This window comes from Pseudomonas sp. 9_2_1 (assembly GCF_059295275.1).
Genome location: NZ_CM181239.1, coordinates 1496697 through 1513210, shown reverse-complemented (window position 1 = coordinate 1513210; position 16514 = coordinate 1496697). Strand labels below are relative to the sequence as shown.

Here is a 16514-nt window from a genome sequence, read left to right as displayed (position 1 = left end):
CGGGCAGTTATACGGTTGCCATCAGTCTGCGGTATCTTTGCCACTGGCGGGCCGAATAGCCGCCGTCAATGGTTGAATTGAGTGAGTCATGAGCGAGCTGTTACTGATTGATGATGACCAGGAACTGTGCGAGCTGCTCGGCAGCTGGCTGACCCAGGAAGGGTTTACCGTCCGTGCCTGTCACGATGGCGTAAGCGCACGCCAGGCCTTGGCCGAGCATGCCCCTGCAGCAGTGGTGCTGGATGTGATGCTGCCCGATGGCAGTGGCCTGGAACTGCTCAAGCAGCTGCGCAGCGAGCATGCCGAACTGCCGGTACTGATGCTGTCGGCCCGCGGCGAGCCGCTGGACCGTATTCTGGGCCTGGAGCTGGGTGCCGATGACTACCTGGCCAAACCCTGCGACCCGCGTGAGCTCACCGCTCGCCTGCGCGCGGTATTGCGCCGCAGCCACCCCACCGCCACCACCAGCCAGGTAGAACTGGGCGACCTGGTGTACAGCCCCGCCCGTGGCGTGGCAAGTATCGATGGCCGCGAGATGACCCTGACCCTGTCCGAAAGCCGCATTCTCGAGGCCCTGCTGCGCCAGCCCGGCGAGCCGCTGGACAAACAGGAACTGGCGCAAATCGGCCTTGGGCGCAAGCTGACCCTGTACGACCGTAGTCTGGACATGCACGTGAGCAACCTGCGCAAGAAGATCGGCCCGCACGCCGATGGCCGTCCGCGCATCGTCGCCCTGCGTAGCCGTGGCTATTACTACTGCCTGTAGTTTGCGGGTCATGGCCATTCTTTACCGAGCCTTTACCCTTCCCTGACTGCGCTTGACGGTGATCTCCCTAGACTGTGCTCATCCGGTAATCACCGGCCAATGAAAGGAGAGACACCATGCGCAAGACCCTTATCGCCCTGATGTTCGCCGCCGCCCTGCCGACCGTTGCCATGGCCATGCCAGAAGGCGGCCCGCGCCACGACGGCCCGCATCACCGCGGTGATGCGCCTTTCCACCAGCTGGACCTGAGCCGCGACCAGCGCCAGCAGATCGGCAAGCTGATGGGCGAGCAGATGAAGCAGCGCCGCGACATCAACGAGCGCTACCTGGCCAAGCTGCCGGCCGCCGACCAGAAAGCCATGAAGGACGAGCTGCAGGCAAGCCGCGCCAAGACCGACAGCGCTGTACGCAACCTGCTCAAGCCTGAGCAGCAGAAGAAGTTCGACGAACTGCAAAAGGAACGCGCCGCCAAGAAAGCCGAATGGCAGGAGTTCCAGGCCTGGAAAGCTGAAAAAGGCAACAAGGCCCAGTAACCTGTCCGCCCAATGCCCGGCCCGCCTCAGTGCGCGCCGGGCTTTTCCCGTTTAGGAGGTGCACTTGCGTTCACTGTTCTGGCGCATCCTGGCCAGCTTCTGGCTGGCCATCACCCTGGTTGCAGGCCTGTCGATCCTGCTGGGCCACATGCTCAACCAGGATGCCTGGATACTCAGCCGCCACCCTGGCCTGAATACGCTGGCCAGCAAGTGGGCCAGACACTACGAACAGGAAGGGCTGGATTCGGCACAACACTTCCTGGAGCGGCGCAAAGACCGCTACAAGATCGACGTGCAGGTGCTCGACGACAGTGGGGAAGCCGTGGTGCCCGGCACCTTCCCGCGCCGCGCGGCCGCGTTCGAGGCGCGCCAGCACAATGACGAGCGACGCTTGCCGTGGCGTCGGCTGACCGAGGAATACACCAGCCCCGACACCGGCGAAACCTACCTGCTGATCTACCGCATCCCCCACCCGGCGCTGGATGCCTGGCACCGCGAAAGCCTGCTGTGGCCACTCAGTGCGCTGGGGATCGCCCTGGTGGTGCTGACTTTGTTCAGCCTGCTGGTGACCCTGTCCATCACCCGCCCGCTCAGCCGCCTGCGCGGCGCCGTGCATGACTTGGGCCAGTCGACCTACCAGCAGAACAGCCTGGCGCAGCTAGCCGCACGGCGCGACGAGTTCGGCGTGTTGGCCAAGGACTTCAACAAGATGGGCGCGCGCCTGCAGAGCACCCTTGGCAGCCAGCGCCAGTTGCTGCGCGACGTTTCGCATGAGCTGCGCTCGCCACTGGCCAGGCTGCGTATCGCCCTGGCTCTGGCCGAGCGTGCCGGGCCGGAGCAGCGGGAAAGCCTGTGGCCGCGCCTGACCCGCGAATGCGACCGCCTGGAAGACCTGATCAGCGAAATCCTCACCCTGGCACGGGTGGATGCCGAACAGGCCCATGCCGAACCGGTCGACATCAACGCGTTGCTGGGGAGTGTGCGCAAGGACGCTCTGCTCAGTGCGCCGGACCAGGAGGTGCGCCTTGAAGCACAGCCGGGGCTGACCTTGCAGGGCTGGCCAACCCTGATCGAGCGTGCCGTGGACAACCTGCTGCGCAATGCCCTGCGGTTCAACCCGGTTGGCCAGCCGATCGAGGTCAGCGCCGTGCGCGAGCAGGACCGGATCGTGTTGAGCGTGCGTGACCATGGGCCGGGGGCGGCAGTGGAGCATCTGGCGCAGCTTGGCGAGCCGTTCTTCCGGGCGCCGGGGCAGGACGCGCCGGGGCATGGGCTGGGGCTGGCGATCGCGCGCAAGGCGGCGGAGCGCCATGGCGGCAGCCTGGTCCTGGACAATCATCCACAGGGTGGGTTTGTGGCCAGGCTGGAGTTGCCCCTGGCGGAAGCAACCGGCAGTTGATGTGATGTAAAGGCACCCGGCCCCTTCGCGGCGATCCGATTCACCCGCGAAGAGGCCGGCAGCCCTGATCCAGCCTTCAGGCCAAGGCTGCGTTACTCACCCCAGCCACTGACGAAATCGGCAGTCTCCAGCACTGGCGCCGTACGCGGTTCGTTCAGCGGCGTACCAACGTACAGGTAACCGATCAGCTCCTCGTTCTCGTTCAGCCCCAGGCCCTTGTGCACATGGGCATCGAACGCCATGTCGCCAGTGCGCCATACCGCCCCGATGCCCTGCGCATGCGCGGCAATCAGGATCCCGTGCGCCGCACAGCCGGCCGCCAGGCGCTGCTCGGACTTGGGCACCTTGAAGTGATCCTGAAGCTTGGCAACCACCACGATCAGCAACGGCGCCCGCAGCGGCATCGCGCGCGCCTTGTCCAGGGCAGCCTGGCTGGCATCGCCCTTTTGCTGCACGGCTTCGGCGAACAGCTCGCCCAGCTTTTCACGGCCCTGGCCTTCGATGGTGAGGAAACGCCACGGCCGCAGCTGGCCATGGTCCGGTGCCCGCAGGGCAGCCTGGAACAGCGCCTCGCGCTGGGCGGCATTGGGCGCCGGTTCGGTCAGGCGTGGCACGGATACACGGTTGAGCAATGCGTCGAGAGCCTCCATCGGCTACCCTCCTGGCAGTTGAATGTGCGGCCATTCTAGCGTTTACATCACCAGACCCATAGGTAGAATGGCGCCCTTCCGTTTCGAGTCAGAGCAGATCACATGGCGTTGCCGACCTTAAGGATCATTGGTTTCATCATCGGCATCTTCCTGATCACCCTCGCCGTCAGCATGGCCGTGCCGATGGCGACCCTGGTGATCTTCGAACGCACCGGTGACATGCCGTCGTTCCTGTGGTCGAGCCTGATCACCTTTATCGCCGGCCTGGCCCTGGTGGTGCAGGGGCGACCCGAGCATGTACACCTGCGCCCGCGCGACATGTACCTGCTGACCGTCTGCAGCTGGCTGGTGGTGTGTGTATTCGCCGCCCTGCCGTTCCTGCTCACCCAGCACATCAGCTATACCGACGCCTTCTTCGAAAGCATGTCGGGCATCACCGCCACCGGCGCCACCGTGCTCAGTGGCCTCGACAGCATGTCGCCGGGCATCCTGATGTGGCGCTCGATGCTGCACTGGCTTGGCGGTATCGGCTTCATCGCCATGGCCGTGGCGATCCTGCCACTGCTGCGCATCGGTGGCATGCGCCTGTTCCAGACCGAATCGTCCGACCGCTCGGAAAAGGTCATGCCGCGCTCGCACATGGTCGCCAAGTCCATCGTCGGGGTGTACGTCGGCTTCTCGATTTTCGGTTCGCTGGCCTTCTGGTGGGCCGGCATGAGCCCATTCGATGCGATCAACCACGCCATGTCGGCGATCTCCACGGGCGGTTTCTCCACCTCCGACCAGTCGCTGGCAAAGTGGGATATCCCCGCCGTGCACTGGGTCGCGGTAGTGGTGATGATCATGGGCAGCCTGCCGTTCACCCTTTACGTGGCGACCCTGCGCGGCAACCGCAAGGCGCTGATCCGCGACCAGCAGGTGCAGGGCTTGCTGGGCATGCTGGTGGTCACCTGGCTGGTACTCGGCACCTGGTACTGGTACAGCACCAACCTGCACTGGCTTGATGCCCTGCGCCATGTGGCACTGAACGTCACCTCGGTAGTGACCACCACCGGCTTCGCCCTGGGCGACTACAGCCTGTGGGGCAACTTCTCGCTGATGCTGTTCTTCTACCTGGGCTTCGTTGGCGGCTGCTCCGGCTCGACCGCAGGCGGGATCAAGATCTTCCGCTTCCAGGTTGCCTACATCCTGCTCAAGGCCAGCCTCAACCAGCTGATCCACCCGCGCGCGGTGATCAAGCAGAAGTACAACGGCCACCGGCTCGACGAAGACATCGTGCGCTCGATCCTGACGTTCTCGTTTTTCTTTGCCATCACCATTTGCGTCATGGCGCTGCTGCTGTCGTTGCTTGGCGTGGACTGGATGACCGCATTGACCGGTGCTGCCGGCACGGTTTCAGGTGTGGGCCCAGGGCTGGGTGAAGTGATCGGCCCGTCTGGCAACTACGCCACGCTGCCTGATGCAGCCAAGTGGATCCTGGCCGGCGGTATGCTGCTTGGTCGCCTGGAAATCATCACGGTGCTGGTCCTGTGTATGCCGGCGTTCTGGCGTCACTGAGTAGCTCGCTGTCCGCGCCCAGACGGGCGCGGTATTCGCTGGGCGTGGCATCGAACCAGCGGCGGAAGGCCCGGTAGAAGTTGCTGGGGTCGGCAAAACCAAGCAGGTAGGCGGTTTCCAGCAAGGTCATGCCGGGCTGGGCCAGATACTGTTCGGCCAGTTCGCGGCGGGTGTCGTCGAGCAGCGCCTGGAAGCTGGTGCCCTCCTCCTGCAGGCGCCGCTGCAAGGTGCGCTGCGACAGGTGCAAGGCCTGGGCCAGGGTTTCGCGCTTGGGCTCGCCCTGCGGCAGGATGCGGCACAGCACCTGGCGTACGCGGTGGGTGACGCGGCTTTCGGAAAACCGTGCCAGGTACTCCCCGGCAAACCGGTCGTGCAGCACCGCCATGGCCTCGTTGGCAGTCGGCAACGGCGCCTCCATGTCGGCCCGCTCGAACACCAGCGCATCGTGCGCCGCGCCGAACACCAGCGGCGAATGGAACGCCACCTTGTACGGCTCCACATTCTTTGGCTGCGGCCCTTGCACCAGCACCCGTCGCGGCTGCACCGGCCGGCCGCTGAGCCATTTGCACAGCGCCAGGGCGCAGGCCAGCGACGCTTCTGCACTGTGCCGGGTCGGCGGCAAGTGGTCGCCGTGCACGGTGAGGATCAGCGAATAGCCCTCGGCGCCGAGGACGAAGCTGAGGTCGGAGCTTTCGGCGATGATGCGCTGGTAGCGCACCAGGCGCTCGAAGCCCTCGGCCAGGGTGCGGCTGGACATCAGTGCATAACCCACCACATGGAACGACGCCGGGCGCACCACGCGCGCCATGTTCAGGCCGATGGCCTCGTTGCCCGACAGCTCCACTGCCAGCTGCCAGAGACGGGTCATGGAGTCCTGGGGGAAACGCGCGTCGGGGTCGTCAAGGGCAGCGAAGTCCAGGCCCAGCTGCTTGAACATGGCCCGGCAGTCCAGCCCTTCCAGTTCGAGTGCCTTCACAATCCCTGATGCCCAGCTGGCTGACGTGGTTCTTTCGCTCATGACAGGCTTCTTATGCTGACCGCTCCTGCGGTGAACCCCAAGGATACTCAATTGGCGCCTATTGTCACTGGTAGGCCCCGCCAGTCACTCTAGACTCGAATCAGGCTCCACGCCGTGCATCTTGTCCAGAAGTATTAATCCCGGAGCACAGCCATGAACAGCACAGCGCAGTTTCGCAGTTTTGCCGAGTTCTATCCGTACTACCTGGGGGAGCACAGCAACCCCACCTGCCGCCGGTTGCACTTTGTCGGCACCAGCCTGGTGATCGCCCTGCTGGCCTATACCATCGGCAGTGGCAAGTGGTTGCTGCTGCTGGGCGTACCGCTGTTCGGCTACGGCTTTGCCTGGGTCGGGCATTTCTTTTTCGAAAAGAACCGGCCGGCCACTTTTACCTACCCGTTTTATAGCCTTGCCGGGGATTTCGTCATGTTCAGGGATATCCTGCTGGGCAAGATCCGCCTGTAGCGTCGCCGCCCCTAGGCCGGCTCCCGCTCGGCCGCCGCTGCCTGCACCTGCCGCGCCTGTGCGTCCACCAGCCGATACAACTCGATGCTGCCATCCCAGTGCTCGATCAACGCTGTGCACGACTCCACCCAATCGCCGCAATTGAGGTATTCCACCTCCCCCACCTTGCGGATCTCGGCATGGTGGATGTGCCCACACACCACCCCCTGAAAACCACGCCGGGTGCACTCGTGGGCGATGGCATCCTCGAAATCGCTGATGAAGTTCACCGCGCCCTTGACCTTGTGCTTCAGGTAGGCCGACAGCGACCAGTAGCCATAGCCGTAACGCGCACGCCAGTGGTTGAGCCAGCGATTCAGTACCAGGGTGAACTCGTAGGCGCGGTCACCGAGAAACGCCAGCCAGCGGTGGTAACGGGTAATGACATCAAACTGGTCGCCATGGATCACCAGCAGGCGGCGGCCATCGGCAGTGAGGTGTTCGGCCTCGTCCACCAGCTGGATGTTGCCCAGCATCAGCCTGGAGTAGCGGCGCAGGAATTCGTCGTGGTTGCCGGTGACATAGATCACCTCGGTGCCGCGCTTGCTCATGGTCAGCAGCCGGCGGATCACGTTGGTGTGCGCTTGCGGCCAGTAGATACCGCTGCGCAGCTTCCAGCCGTCGATGATGTCACCGACCAGGTAGACGCGGTCGGCCTGGTAGCCCTTGAGGAACTGCGACAGGTGCTCCGCCTGGCAATCGCGGGTGCCCAGGTGCACATCGGAGATCCACAGGGTACGCACGCGTTGCTTGCGCGAGGGACGGGAGAGTTCGGCATGGGTCATGGACAGGCTCCGGCGCAGTTTGCTGGAGACTGGCAGGCGCGTGTGACAGCGCCGTGGCAAAACGGTGACGAGTGATGACTGTCAGCAGTCTTGCGACAGAACGGTTTGCCGAGCCTTTACACTTGCCTGTGCCGGCCTCTTCGCGGGCTTGCCCGCGAAGAGGCCGGTATAGTCAGCAGACATCTTCAGCAAGGACCCTTCATGAACCACCGCACTGCCCTGGGCGCCCTGCACATTGGCGCGCTGTTCTTCGGCCTCACCGGCGTCTTCGGCAAACTGGCCGCCAGCGCCAGCCCGGCAATCATCGTTTTCGGCCGCGCCGCTTTTGCCGTACTTGCCTTGGCACTGTTTGCCAGCCTTACTGGCCCGGGCTGGCGACGCCTGAGCGGCCAGGACATCCGCCGCCTGCTGCTCGGCGGTGTGCTGCTGGCTGGCCACTGGGTCAGCTTCTTCATTGCGGTAAAGGTCGGCGGCGTGGCCATCGCCACCCTCGGCTTCGCCAGCTTCCCGGCCTTTACCGTGATCCTTGAAGGCGTGTTGTTCCGTGAACGCATCCGCCGCAACGAAGCCGTGCTGGTAGTGCTGGTGAGCATCGGCCTGATCCTGGTCACGCCGGCATTCGACCTGGCCAGCGAGGCCACCGGCGGCCTGCTCTGGGCGCTGCTCTCGGGGCTGTTGTTCTCGCTGCTGTCGCTCACCAACCGCGCCGGCTCCGGACGCTTGCCGGCGGTTCAGGCAGCGCTGTGGCAAAACCTGGTGGTCGGCCTGTGCCTGCTGCCGTTCGCAGCCCCGGGCGTGGCTGACGTCGCAGCCATGGACTGGCTGTGGATCGCCTTGCTCGGCATCTTCTGCACCGGCGTGGCGCACAGCTTGTTCGTCGCCAGCCTGGCAGTGATCAAGGCGCGCACCGCCGCCGTGGTGTTCGGCATGGAGCCGGTCTATGGCATCGCGGTGGCCTGGGCGGTGTTCGCCGAGACCCCCACCGTGCGCATGCTGCTGGGTGGGGCGCTGATCATTTTTGCCATCGTGCTGTCCAGCCGCCTGGCCGCCGAACAGCCACCCAGGACGCGGCCACTGGCGGAGGGCGCCTGATCAGCGATCGTTATGGCCCAGGTCGCGCTGTGGGTCGATCTGGTCGCGCACGCGCTGCTTCAGCACCTTGGCTTCGGGGAAACCCGCGTCAGCCTTGCGCTCCCAGATCTGCACGCCGTTGCAGGTGATGCGGAAGATGCCGCCGGTGCCAGGCTCCAGCGCCACCCGGCCGAGGTCGTCGGCAAAGGTGCTGAGCAGTTCCTGGGCCAGCCATGCAGCGCGCAGCAGCCACTGGCATTGGGTGCAATAGGTGATGACAATTTCCGGCTTGCTGTCGGCCATGCTGACCATTCTCCTGGTGAGGGGCCGCTTATACTAGCGCCCTTTAGCCCACGGTTTGAGACTCACGATGCGCCGTTTGCTGTGCTGTTTTCTACTCGCCCTTGCCTCCCTGACCGCATTTGCCGCTGAACCGGCCAGGCCCAAGGTAGGCCTGGTGCTGTCTGGGGGCGCCGCCCGTGGCCTTGCCCACATCGGTGTGCTCAAGGCACTGGAGGAACAGGGGGTGCATATCGACGCCATCGCCGGCACCAGCATGGGCGCGGTGATCGGCGGGCTGTACGCCTCGGGCTACAGTGTCGAAGAGCTGGAAAAACTGGCCACCACTCTCGACTGGCAACAGGCGTTGTCCGATGCCCCGCCGCGCAAGGACGTGCCGTTCCGGCGCAAGCAGGATGACCGCGATTTTCTGGTCAAGCAGAAACTCAGCTTCCGTGACGACGGCAGCCTGGGCCTGCCACTCGGGGTAATCCAGGGCCAGAACCTGTCGCTGCTGCTGGAAAGCAAGCTGGCGCATACCGCCGATACCCGTGACTTCGACAAGCTGCCCATCCCCTTCCGCGCAGTGGCCACCGACATTGCCAGTGGCGAAAAAGTGGTGTTCCGCCGCGGCCACCTGCCCCAGGTGATCCGCGCCAGCATGTCGATACCGGCGGTGTTCGCCCCGGTCGAACTCGACGGCCGCCTGCTGGTGGATGGCGGCATGGTCGACAACATCCCCGTCGACGTGGCCCGCGAGATGGGCGTGGACCTGGCCATCGTGGTCGACATCGGCACCCCGCTGCGCGACCGCAAGCAGTTACTGACCGTGGTCGATGTGCTGAACCAGTCGATCACCCTGATGACCCGGCGCAATTCGGAAGAGCAACTGGCCAGCCTGCACCGCGACGACATCCTCATCCAGCCCTCCCTGAGTGCTTTCGGCGTGACCGATTTCGGCCGCGCCCGCGACATGATCGACGCCGGCTACCGCGCCACCCGCCTGCTCGAGCCGCGCCTGGCCGCACTGCGCCAGCCCGAGGGTGACAGCAGCCTCGCCGTAGCCCGCTCGCCGCGCCAGCGCACGCCGGTGATCAGCGCCATCAGGATCGAGAACGACTCCAAGGTCAGCGATGATGTCATCCGCTCTTACATCCGCCAGCCGATCGATGCGCCGCTGGAACTCGGCCGCCTGCAGACCGACATGGGCACGCTGTACGGCCTGGACTACTTCGACCGGGTGCAGTACCGCGTGGTGCACAAGGGTGACGACAACACCCTGGTGATCAACGCCCGCGGCCGACGCGGCGGCACCGACTACCTGCGCCTGGGCCTGAACCTGTCGGACGACCTGCGCGGCGACAGCGCCTTCAACCTGGGCGCCAGCTACCGGGTCAACGGCATCAACAGCCTGGGCGCCGAATGGCTGACCCGGGGCCAGATCGGTGACCAGCAAGAGCTGTACAGCGAGTTCTATCAACCACTGGACGTAGGCTCACGCTACTTCGTCGCGCCCTACCTGGACTTCGGCTCGCAGAACATCGAGGCCACCCTGGACAACGACCCGGTCGCCGAGTACCGCCTGGAGCGCTATGGCTTCGGCCTTAACGTGGGCCGGCAGATCGGCACCAGCGGCGAGGTGCGCCTGGGCGTGGGCAAGGCGTGGGGCGAGGCCGAGGTGCGCATCGGCGATCAGGACCTGCCCAAGGTCAGTTTCAACGAAGGCTTCTATGAGTTGAAGTACTCGTTCGACACGCTCGACAATGTCTACTTCCCGCACCGGGGCGAGGACATCAGCCTGACCCTGCGCAAGTACGACAAGTCACTGGACTCCGACCAGGACTACCGGCAGTGGTTGTTCAACCTGGACAAGGCCATCAGCAGCGGGCCGAATACCTTCGTGCTGGGCGGGCGCTACGGGCGCACGCTGGATGCCACCGAAGTGGTGACGTCGAGCTTCGTGATGGGTGGGGCGCGTGAGCTGTCAGGTTTCCGCCAGGACTCGCTGTCGGGGCAGAACGTGAGCCTGATGCGGGTGGTCTACTATCGCCGCCTGACGCCGCGGGCCTATGTGCCGCTGGACTTCCCGCTGTACATCGGTGGCTCGCTGGAACGTGGACGGGCGTGGAACAACGACAACGAATTCGACAGCGGGTACATCAATGCGGCGAGCGTTTTCCTGGGCCTGGAAACACCACTAGGGCCGTTGAACCTCAGCTACGGGGCCAACAGTGCGCATGAGCATGCGGTGTACCTGAACCTGGGGCATACCTTCTGAATTGCCGGGGCTGCCTTGCAGCCCCAATGGCCCTCAGGATTTCTCCAGGTTGGCCAGGATCTTGGCATGCACCCGCATGCACACCTGCAGGTCGGCTTCTTCCACGCCGGTAAACAGCTCCAGCCGCAGCTCATTGGCAATGGTTTCGATCTGCTCGATCAGCGGCTTGGCCGGTGGGCACAGGTGGATCTTCTTCGCCCGCCGATCTTCCAGCACCGCCTGCCGACGCACCAGCCCCTGTGCCTCCAGGCTGTCGAGCAGGCGCGCCAGGGTCGGGCCTTCGACGCCAACGCTCTGGGCCAGTTCACGCTGGGTTGGCGCTTCTTCGAAACGGGCCAGGTGCAGCAACACCAGCCAGCGCGCCTGGGACAGGTTCAGCCCAGCCAGGCGGCGGTCCAGCTCGGCGCGCCAACCCCGAGACATCTGGGCCAGCTGCATGCCAAAGCGGTGTTGGTTGTCGGTCAGGGGCATATAGCAACTCATCGAATGGATCTAATTATTAGGCAGCTAACCATGCCCCGCCGCACGAGGCAAGGCTCGGGGCCGGTTGTTTGCCCGATAATCGTCAAAAAGCATGACAAAGGTCAGCAGATGGCGGTTCTGCCCTCGAACTTGCCACCGGCTACATCTCGAACTCGGCCGCCAGCGCCGCGCGCACGCAATACAGCACGCCCTCCGGCACCCGCGCACCGAACAGCGGGGCAATGGCCGACACCGGCGGCAGCTCGCCTTCGCCATCGAGGAAGGCATCCTGCACTTCCGCCAGCAGGTCTTCCGGCAGGTCCAGGGCCTGGTCCAGGCTCAGCTCCTGACGGCCCAGCGCTTCGGCCAGCAGGCTGTACACGTTTTTCTCACTGCAGTTGAGCTGCCCGGCGATCTGCGCCGGGGTCATGCCGGCGCGGGCCAGGCTGACCAGCTCGTGGCGCAGGTCGAGCACCACTTTCGGCGCCTCGTCGGTACCGCCACTGCTGTTGAGCACTTCGAGAAACGCCTGGCCATAGCGCTCCAGCTTGCGCGCACCCACACCGCTGACCTGAGCCATGTCGCTGAGGCTGACCGGCTGGCTGCGCAGCATCTCCAGTAGCGTCGAGTCGGGGAAGATGACGTAGGGCGGTACGCTGTGTTCTTCCGCCAGCTTGCGCCGCAGGGTGCGCAACGCTTCCCACAGCTCGCGCTCTTCGGCCCGCACCAGCTGGCTGGCCGGGCTGCCGCCGCTGGACGACGAGGTCTTGGCGGTGGTCTGCGGCTTGAGGTCGCGGCGCAACTGCAAGGTCACCTCGCCGCGCAGCAGTGGCCGGCAGCTGTCGGACAGGCGCAGGCCACCGTAACCCTCGAGGTCGATGTCGACCAGGCCGCGCGCCACCAGCTGGCGGAACAGCGAACGCCACTCGACCTCGGCCATGCCCTTGCCAACGCCGAATACCGACAGCTTCTCGTGGCCGAAATTGCGTACTTTGTCGGTGTCCTTGCCCAGCAGCACATCGACCAGGTGGCCGACGCCATAACGCTGGCCGGTGCGGAACACCGCCGACAATGCCTGGCGGGCCGGCTCGGTGGCATCCCAGGTCTGCACGTTGTCGATGCAGTTGTCGCAGTGCCCACAAGGCTGCTCGAGGGTTTCGTCGAAATAGGCCAGCAGCGACTGGCGACGGCAACGGGTTTCTTCGCACAGGGCCAGCATGGCGTCGAGCTTGTGCTGCTCGATGCGCTTGTGGCGCTCGTCACCTTCGGAATTCTGCAGCATCTGCTTGAGCATCACCATGTCCTGCAGGCCGTAGGCCATCCAGGCATCGGAAGGCAGGCCGTCACGGCCGGCACGGCCGGTTTCCTGGTAATAGGCCTCGAGCGACTTGGGCAGGTCGAGGTGGGCGACGAAGCGCACGTTGGGCTTGTCGATGCCCATGCCGAAGGCAATGGTGGCGACCATGATCAGGCCTTCCTCATTGAGGAAGCGGTGCTGGTTGGACGAGCGCGTTTCGGCAGCCAGGCCGGCGTGATACGGCAGCGCGGGGAAGCCCTGGTCGCAGAGGAACGCGGCAGTTTCGTCGACCTTCTTGCGTGACAGGCAGTAGACAATGCCGGCATTGCCGCGGCGCTCGCCAAGGAAGGCCATCAGCTGTTTGCGCGGCGCCTCCTTGGGCACGATACGGTAGAAGATGTTGGGCCGGTCGAAGCTCGACAGGAACCGCTCGGCGCCTTGCAGGTGCAGGCGCTGGACGATTTCTTCGCGGGTGCGCATGTCGGCGGTGGCGGTCAGTGCAATGCGCGGTACATGCGGGAACAGCTCGGCCAACTGGCCCAGCTGCAGGTACTCGGGACGGAAATCGTGGCCCCATTGCGACACGCAGTGGGCTTCGTCGATGGCGAACAGCGAGATGTCCAGCTCGCGCAGGAAGTCGAGCATGCGCGGCTGCACCAGGCGCTCCGGTGCCAGGTACAGCATCTTCACCTCGCCACGGCGCAGGCGCCCGGCCAGTTCGCGCTGCTGCTCGGCGGTGAGCGTGGAGTTGAGCGCAGCCGCCGCCACCCCCAGTTCGTCGAGGGTGGCCACCTGGTCGTCCATCAGCGCGATCAGTGGCGAGACCACCACCGTCAGGCCCGGGCGCAGCAGCCCCGGTACCTGGAAACACAGCGACTTGCCGCCGCCGGTGGGCATCAGCACCAGGGCATCGCCGCCATTGGCCACGCATTCGATGATCGCTGCCTGGCGCCCGCGGAAACTGTCGTAGCCGAAGATGTCCTTGAGAACGCGCTGAGCCTGTTCGAGCATGTGCAACTCCACAAATCGCCGTACCATCCGGGATACAGGCTGGACGAAAAAACCGTCCCGCACACGCCGAATGCGTAAGCGGTTTTTACCAGACAGCTGGTAGAAGCTGCCCCACGGTGAAAAATGGCGGAGTATACCGCAGCGCTGCACCGTGCAGGGCACCACCGCGATAGACGTTCCTTTGCCCCGGCGCCGCCGCAAGGTGCTAGAATTCGTTATCGTTTATTCCCCAAGGTAGCCCTGTAATGTCCTTCGCCGAGCAACTGACCCGCCTTCAAGCCTTCCTCGACGCCGACGAGCTGCACGAAGAAGCGCTGGATTATGTCGCCGCACACGGCTACCTCACCGCCCTGTCGATCAACGCCGAGGACGTGCCCGAGCGCGAATGGATCGATGCCCTGTTCGCCGAAGAGCCGCATTACGCCGGCGAAGCCCAGCGCACCGAGATCGAAGCTACCCTGGTCGCGCTCAAGGCGCATATCGCTCGTCAGCTGGCCAGCGAAGAAGAATTCGACCTGCCTTGCGAACTCGACCTGACCGATGAGCCGGACGATTCTGACCTGCGCGGCTGGTGCATCGGCTTCATGGAAGGTGTGTTCCTGCGCGAGGAAGCCTGGTTCGACCGCGACGAAGAAGAAGTCAGCGAAATGCTGCTGCCGATCATGGTCGGCTCGGGCCTGTTCGACGAACAGCCGGAGTTCGCTGACATCGCCAGCAACGCCAACCTGCAGGACGACATGATCGTACAGATCCCCGAGGCGCTGACCGCGCTGTTCCTGCTGCTGCACGCCCCTGACGAAAAGCCTGCACTGCTCAAGCCACGCCACCACTGAGTCACCTGTGCGCTACCTGCTGCTGGCCATCGGCTGGCTCAGCGTCGCGCTGGGGGTGTTGGGGATATTCCTGCCGGTTTTGCCCACCACCCCGTTCCTGCTGTTGGCGGCGGCCTGTTTTGCCCGCAGCTCGCCGCGCTTTCACCACTGGCTGGTCCACCACCCCAAGCTCGGGCCGTGGATTCGCGACTACCTCAGTGGCGAGGGCATCCCCCTCAAGGGCAAGGTCTACGCCATCGGCCTGATGTGGGCCAGCATTGGCCTGTCGTGTTACCTGGTGCCGCTGTTCTGGGCGCGCCTGTTCATGTTGACCAGTGCTGTGCTGGTCAGCCTGTATATCCTCAAGCAGAAAACCCTGCCGAATCGAAAGTGACAATATTTTGTCGCCAAATATCACTTTCGCCTAAACGCCCTCTTCTTTATCCGAATTAGTTCTGGAACCGCCTCAGACCTTTGAATCCATTGGTTTACATGGCATTTGACGGTTGCATTTGCAGCCCGTGAACGGAGCGATGATAGACAATAAAAGTCTTACATGGCAGTTTGATATGAGTAAATCTTCTTATCTATCGCGTTGAATGTACTTAGCTGTGTTGTTAAAAACCTGCAACACTATACGCATTCTTTTTATCGTCATTTTTTTGGCGAGCAGCAGGATAAATTCCAGATCAGGGAGATGTACCATGCGCGTTTTGAACCCCATCACCAGTGCATTACTGTTGGCCCTGGCAAGTGCCAACGTACAGGCGATGTCGATCACCGAGGCCGTCCAAAGCGCCGTGGACTACCACCCGCAAGTCAGCTCCAACCGCAACAGCAAGCTGTCGGCCGATGAGGATGTGAAGTTTGCGCGTGGTGGCTACTACCCTTCCGTGGACCTGGTCGCGGGCTATGGTCGCCAGCGTTCCGACAACGCCACCACCCGCGCCCAGGGCAACCATAACAAAGAGACCCTCAGCTACACGCAGTCCGAGCTGCGCCTGCGGCAGATGATTTTCGATGGTTTCAATACCTCGAGCGAAGTCGGTCGCACCGAGGCGGTGTCCACATCCCGCGCTTATTACACCCAGGCAGTGGCCCAGGACGTCGCACTGCGTGCCACCGAGGTCTACCTCGAAGTGCTCAAGCGCCGCGAGCTGGTAACCCTGGCCCGCAACAACCTGCAAGCCCACCTGCGCGTCAACGACCAGATCGGCCTGCGCAACGAGCGTGGCGTCGGCAGCACCGCCGACCTCGACCAGTCCCGCGCACGTCGCGCTCTGGCGGAAAACAACCTGGACACCGCAGAAGTAGACCTGGCCGACGCCGAGGCCAACTTCTTCAGCGTGGTCGGCCGCATGCCTGACGAACTGGAAGACCCGGTGTCGATCAAGGTGCAAATGCCTGGCAACCTCGAAGAAGCCCGCGAGGGCATGCGCCAGAACAACCCCTACATCAAGTCTGCCCAGGCTGACGTGAATGCCGCCGAGCAGCAGTACGAAGTCGCCAAGTCGACCTTCTACCCACGCTTCGACGCCATTCTGGCCACCGGTGCCAATAACAACACTGGCGGCGAGAAAGGCCACAACAACAACGACTGGCAAGCCGGCGTAGAGATGAACTACAACCTGTTCCGTGGCGGCAGCGACAAGGCGCGCCTACAGTCCGACGCGCACAAGATCAACCAGGCCCTGGACATCCGCAACAACGCCCTGCGCGAGCTGACCGAGAACCTGAGCCTGGCGTGGAACGCCATGAATAACGCCACCAAGCAGTTGCCGACCGCGCGTGAATACGCCGAGACCACCAAGCGCGTGCGTGCCGCCTACCAGGACCAGTTCGGCCTGGGCCAGCGTACCCTGCTGGACGTGCTGGACAGTGAGAACGAGCTGTACAACGCCGACCGGCGCTACACCGAAGTGCGTTATACCGAAGAGTTTTCGCGCTACCGCGTACTGGCGACCATGGGCGAGCTGCTGAGCAAGCAGCGCATCTCGCTGCCGCCAGAGGCGCTGGCTACCTCCGAGGTACGCACCGAGGCGCGTCTGCCTGAGATGCGCTGATCGGATTTAGATCGCGGGGCCACTTTGCG

The 16514-nt window shown here is 64.0% G+C and carries 16 protein-coding genes; 10 read left to right on the top strand and 6 right to left on the bottom strand.

Annotation, left to right across the window (positions count from 1 at the left end; translation table 11 throughout):
- Nucleotides 1-88: 88 nt before the first annotated feature.
- The 3 genes from AC5O5I_RS06800 (at nucleotide 89) to AC5O5I_RS06790 (ending at nucleotide 2698) form a co-directional block, all read left to right on the top strand.
- Nucleotides 89-766, top strand: a complete 678-nt coding sequence (locus AC5O5I_RS06800; protein ID WP_172287002.1) for a response regulator transcription factor — start codon at nucleotides 89-91, stop codon at nucleotides 764-766.
- A gap of 116 nt (nucleotides 767-882) precedes the next feature.
- Entirely contained in the window at nucleotides 883-1299 is a 417-nt protein-coding gene (locus AC5O5I_RS06795) for a Spy/CpxP family protein refolding chaperone (protein WP_172222642.1), read from the top strand.
- Between the two features lie 58 nt (nucleotides 1300-1357).
- A complete protein-coding gene (locus AC5O5I_RS06790) occupies nucleotides 1358-2698 on the top strand; it encodes a sensor histidine kinase (protein WP_172287001.1) in 1341 nt (446 codons plus the stop codon).
- A 92-nt stretch (nucleotides 2699-2790) separates the two neighbouring features.
- Here AC5O5I_RS06790 and AC5O5I_RS06785 read toward each other — a convergent pair whose 3' ends face one another.
- Complete coding sequence (locus AC5O5I_RS06785) at nucleotides 2791-3348, bottom strand: NAD(P)H nitroreductase (RefSeq protein ID WP_172222640.1); 558 nt, start codon at nucleotides 3346-3348, stop codon at nucleotides 2791-2793.
- 102 nt (nucleotides 3349-3450) lie between these two features.
- Between AC5O5I_RS06785 and AC5O5I_RS06780 the strand changes: the two genes are divergently transcribed.
- Nucleotides 3451-4905: a TrkH family potassium uptake protein gene (locus AC5O5I_RS06780; protein ID WP_172222639.1), complete on the top strand. Its 1455-nt coding sequence runs from the start codon at nucleotides 3451-3453 to the stop codon at nucleotides 4903-4905.
- Here the strand turns inward: AC5O5I_RS06780 and AC5O5I_RS06775 are convergent.
- The gene (locus AC5O5I_RS06775; protein WP_172288703.1) at nucleotides 4862-5923 is read right to left on the bottom strand and encodes an AraC family transcriptional regulator; all 1062 of its coding nucleotides are present in this window, start codon (nucleotides 5921-5923) and stop codon (nucleotides 4862-4864) included. The two genes, AC5O5I_RS06780 and AC5O5I_RS06775, sit on opposite strands and share 44 nt — an antisense overlap.
- A gap of 153 nt (nucleotides 5924-6076) precedes the next feature.
- Here AC5O5I_RS06775 and AC5O5I_RS06770 point away from each other — a divergent pair, with 153 nt between their 5' ends.
- Entirely contained in the window at nucleotides 6077-6388 is a 312-nt protein-coding gene (locus tag AC5O5I_RS06770; RefSeq protein ID WP_172222635.1) for an Mpo1-like protein, read from the top strand.
- Between the two features lie 11 nt (nucleotides 6389-6399).
- Here AC5O5I_RS06770 and AC5O5I_RS06765 read toward each other — a convergent pair whose 3' ends face one another.
- Nucleotides 6400-7212, bottom strand: a complete 813-nt coding sequence (locus AC5O5I_RS06765) for a UDP-2,3-diacylglucosamine diphosphatase (protein WP_494512246.1) — start codon at nucleotides 7210-7212, stop codon at nucleotides 6400-6402.
- Between the two features lie 201 nt (nucleotides 7213-7413).
- Here AC5O5I_RS06765 and AC5O5I_RS06760 point away from each other — a divergent pair, with 201 nt between their 5' ends.
- Nucleotides 7414-8304, top strand: a complete 891-nt coding sequence (locus AC5O5I_RS06760) for a DMT family transporter (RefSeq protein ID WP_494512245.1) — start codon at nucleotides 7414-7416, stop codon at nucleotides 8302-8304.
- Here AC5O5I_RS06760 and AC5O5I_RS06755 read toward each other — a convergent pair whose 3' ends face one another.
- Entirely contained in the window at nucleotides 8305-8586 is a 282-nt protein-coding gene (locus AC5O5I_RS06755; protein WP_172285757.1) for an Rdx family protein, read from the bottom strand. It lies immediately after the preceding gene.
- A 67-nt stretch (nucleotides 8587-8653) separates the two neighbouring features.
- On the opposite strand from AC5O5I_RS06755, the gene AC5O5I_RS06750 reads away from it, so the two are divergent.
- Nucleotides 8654-10840: a patatin-like phospholipase family protein gene (locus AC5O5I_RS06750; protein WP_172230456.1), complete on the top strand. Its 2187-nt coding sequence runs from the start codon at nucleotides 8654-8656 to the stop codon at nucleotides 10838-10840.
- Nucleotides 10841-10873: 33 nt separating this feature from the next.
- Here AC5O5I_RS06750 and AC5O5I_RS06745 read toward each other — a convergent pair whose 3' ends face one another.
- Both AC5O5I_RS06745 and recQ read right to left on the bottom strand, forming a co-directional pair.
- Nucleotides 10874-11311: a MarR family transcriptional regulator gene (locus tag AC5O5I_RS06745; RefSeq protein ID WP_172230453.1), complete on the bottom strand. Its 438-nt coding sequence runs from the start codon at nucleotides 11309-11311 to the stop codon at nucleotides 10874-10876.
- 151 nt (nucleotides 11312-11462) lie between these two features.
- Complete coding sequence (gene recQ / locus AC5O5I_RS06740) at nucleotides 11463-13610, bottom strand: DNA helicase RecQ (protein WP_494512244.1); 2148 nt, start codon at nucleotides 13608-13610, stop codon at nucleotides 11463-11465.
- Nucleotides 13611-13855: 245 nt separating this feature from the next.
- Here recQ and AC5O5I_RS06735 point away from each other — a divergent pair, with 245 nt between their 5' ends.
- From AC5O5I_RS06735 to AC5O5I_RS06725, 3 genes are all read left to right on the top strand, one after another.
- Entirely contained in the window at nucleotides 13856-14443 is a 588-nt protein-coding gene (locus AC5O5I_RS06735) for a YecA/YgfB family protein (protein ID WP_172230447.1), read from the top strand.
- A gap of 7 nt (nucleotides 14444-14450) precedes the next feature.
- Nucleotides 14451-14816, top strand: coding sequence for a YbaN family protein (locus AC5O5I_RS06730; RefSeq protein ID WP_172285760.1), 366 nt, complete (start codon nucleotides 14451-14453; stop codon nucleotides 14814-14816).
- A 310-nt stretch (nucleotides 14817-15126) separates the two neighbouring features.
- Nucleotides 15127-16485 carry a TolC family outer membrane protein gene (locus tag AC5O5I_RS06725; RefSeq protein WP_172226684.1) on the top strand — a complete coding sequence of 453 codons (1359 nt, stop codon included), beginning with the start codon at nucleotides 15127-15129 and terminating at the stop codon, nucleotides 16483-16485.
- Nucleotides 16486-16514: the final 29 nt, after the last annotated feature.

Bases quoted from the DNA above. Each gene is read 5' to 3' on its own strand.
- AC5O5I_RS06750 (WP_172230456.1), top strand. From the start codon at position 8,654: ATGCGCCGTTTGCTGTGCTGTTTTCTACTCGCCCTTGCCTCCCTGACC.
- AC5O5I_RS06745 (WP_172230453.1), bottom strand. From the start codon at position 11,311: ATGCCCCTGACCGACAACCAACACCGCTTTGGCATGCAGCTGGCCCAG.
- AC5O5I_RS06725 (WP_172226684.1), top strand. From the start codon at position 15,127: ATGCGCGTTTTGAACCCCATCACCAGTGCATTACTGTTGGCCCTGGCA.
- AC5O5I_RS06760 (WP_494512245.1), top strand. From the start codon at position 7,414: ATGAACCACCGCACTGCCCTGGGCGCCCTGCACATTGGCGCGCTGTTC.
- AC5O5I_RS06795 (WP_172222642.1), top strand. From the start codon at position 883: ATGCGCAAGACCCTTATCGCCCTGATGTTCGCCGCCGCCCTGCCGACC.
- AC5O5I_RS06785 (WP_172222640.1), bottom strand. From the start codon at position 3,348: ATGGAGGCTCTCGACGCATTGCTCAACCGTGTATCCGTGCCACGCCTG.
- AC5O5I_RS06755 (WP_172285757.1), bottom strand. From the start codon at position 8,586: ATGGCCGACAGCAAGCCGGAAATTGTCATCACCTATTGCACCCAATGC.
- AC5O5I_RS06735 (WP_172230447.1), top strand. From the start codon at position 13,856: ATGTCCTTCGCCGAGCAACTGACCCGCCTTCAAGCCTTCCTCGACGCC.
- AC5O5I_RS06775 (WP_172288703.1), bottom strand. From the start codon at position 5,923: ATGAGCGAAAGAACCACGTCAGCCAGCTGGGCATCAGGGATTGTGAAG.
- AC5O5I_RS06765 (WP_494512246.1), bottom strand. From the start codon at position 7,212: ATGACCCATGCCGAACTCTCCCGTCCCTCGCGCAAGCAACGCGTGCGT.
- AC5O5I_RS06780 (WP_172222639.1), top strand. From the start codon at position 3,451: ATGGCGTTGCCGACCTTAAGGATCATTGGTTTCATCATCGGCATCTTC.
- AC5O5I_RS06770 (WP_172222635.1), top strand. From the start codon at position 6,077: ATGAACAGCACAGCGCAGTTTCGCAGTTTTGCCGAGTTCTATCCGTAC.
- AC5O5I_RS06800 (WP_172287002.1), top strand. From the start codon at position 89: ATGAGCGAGCTGTTACTGATTGATGATGACCAGGAACTGTGCGAGCTG.
- recQ (WP_494512244.1), bottom strand. From the start codon at position 13,610: ATGCTCGAACAGGCTCAGCGCGTTCTCAAGGACATCTTCGGCTACGAC.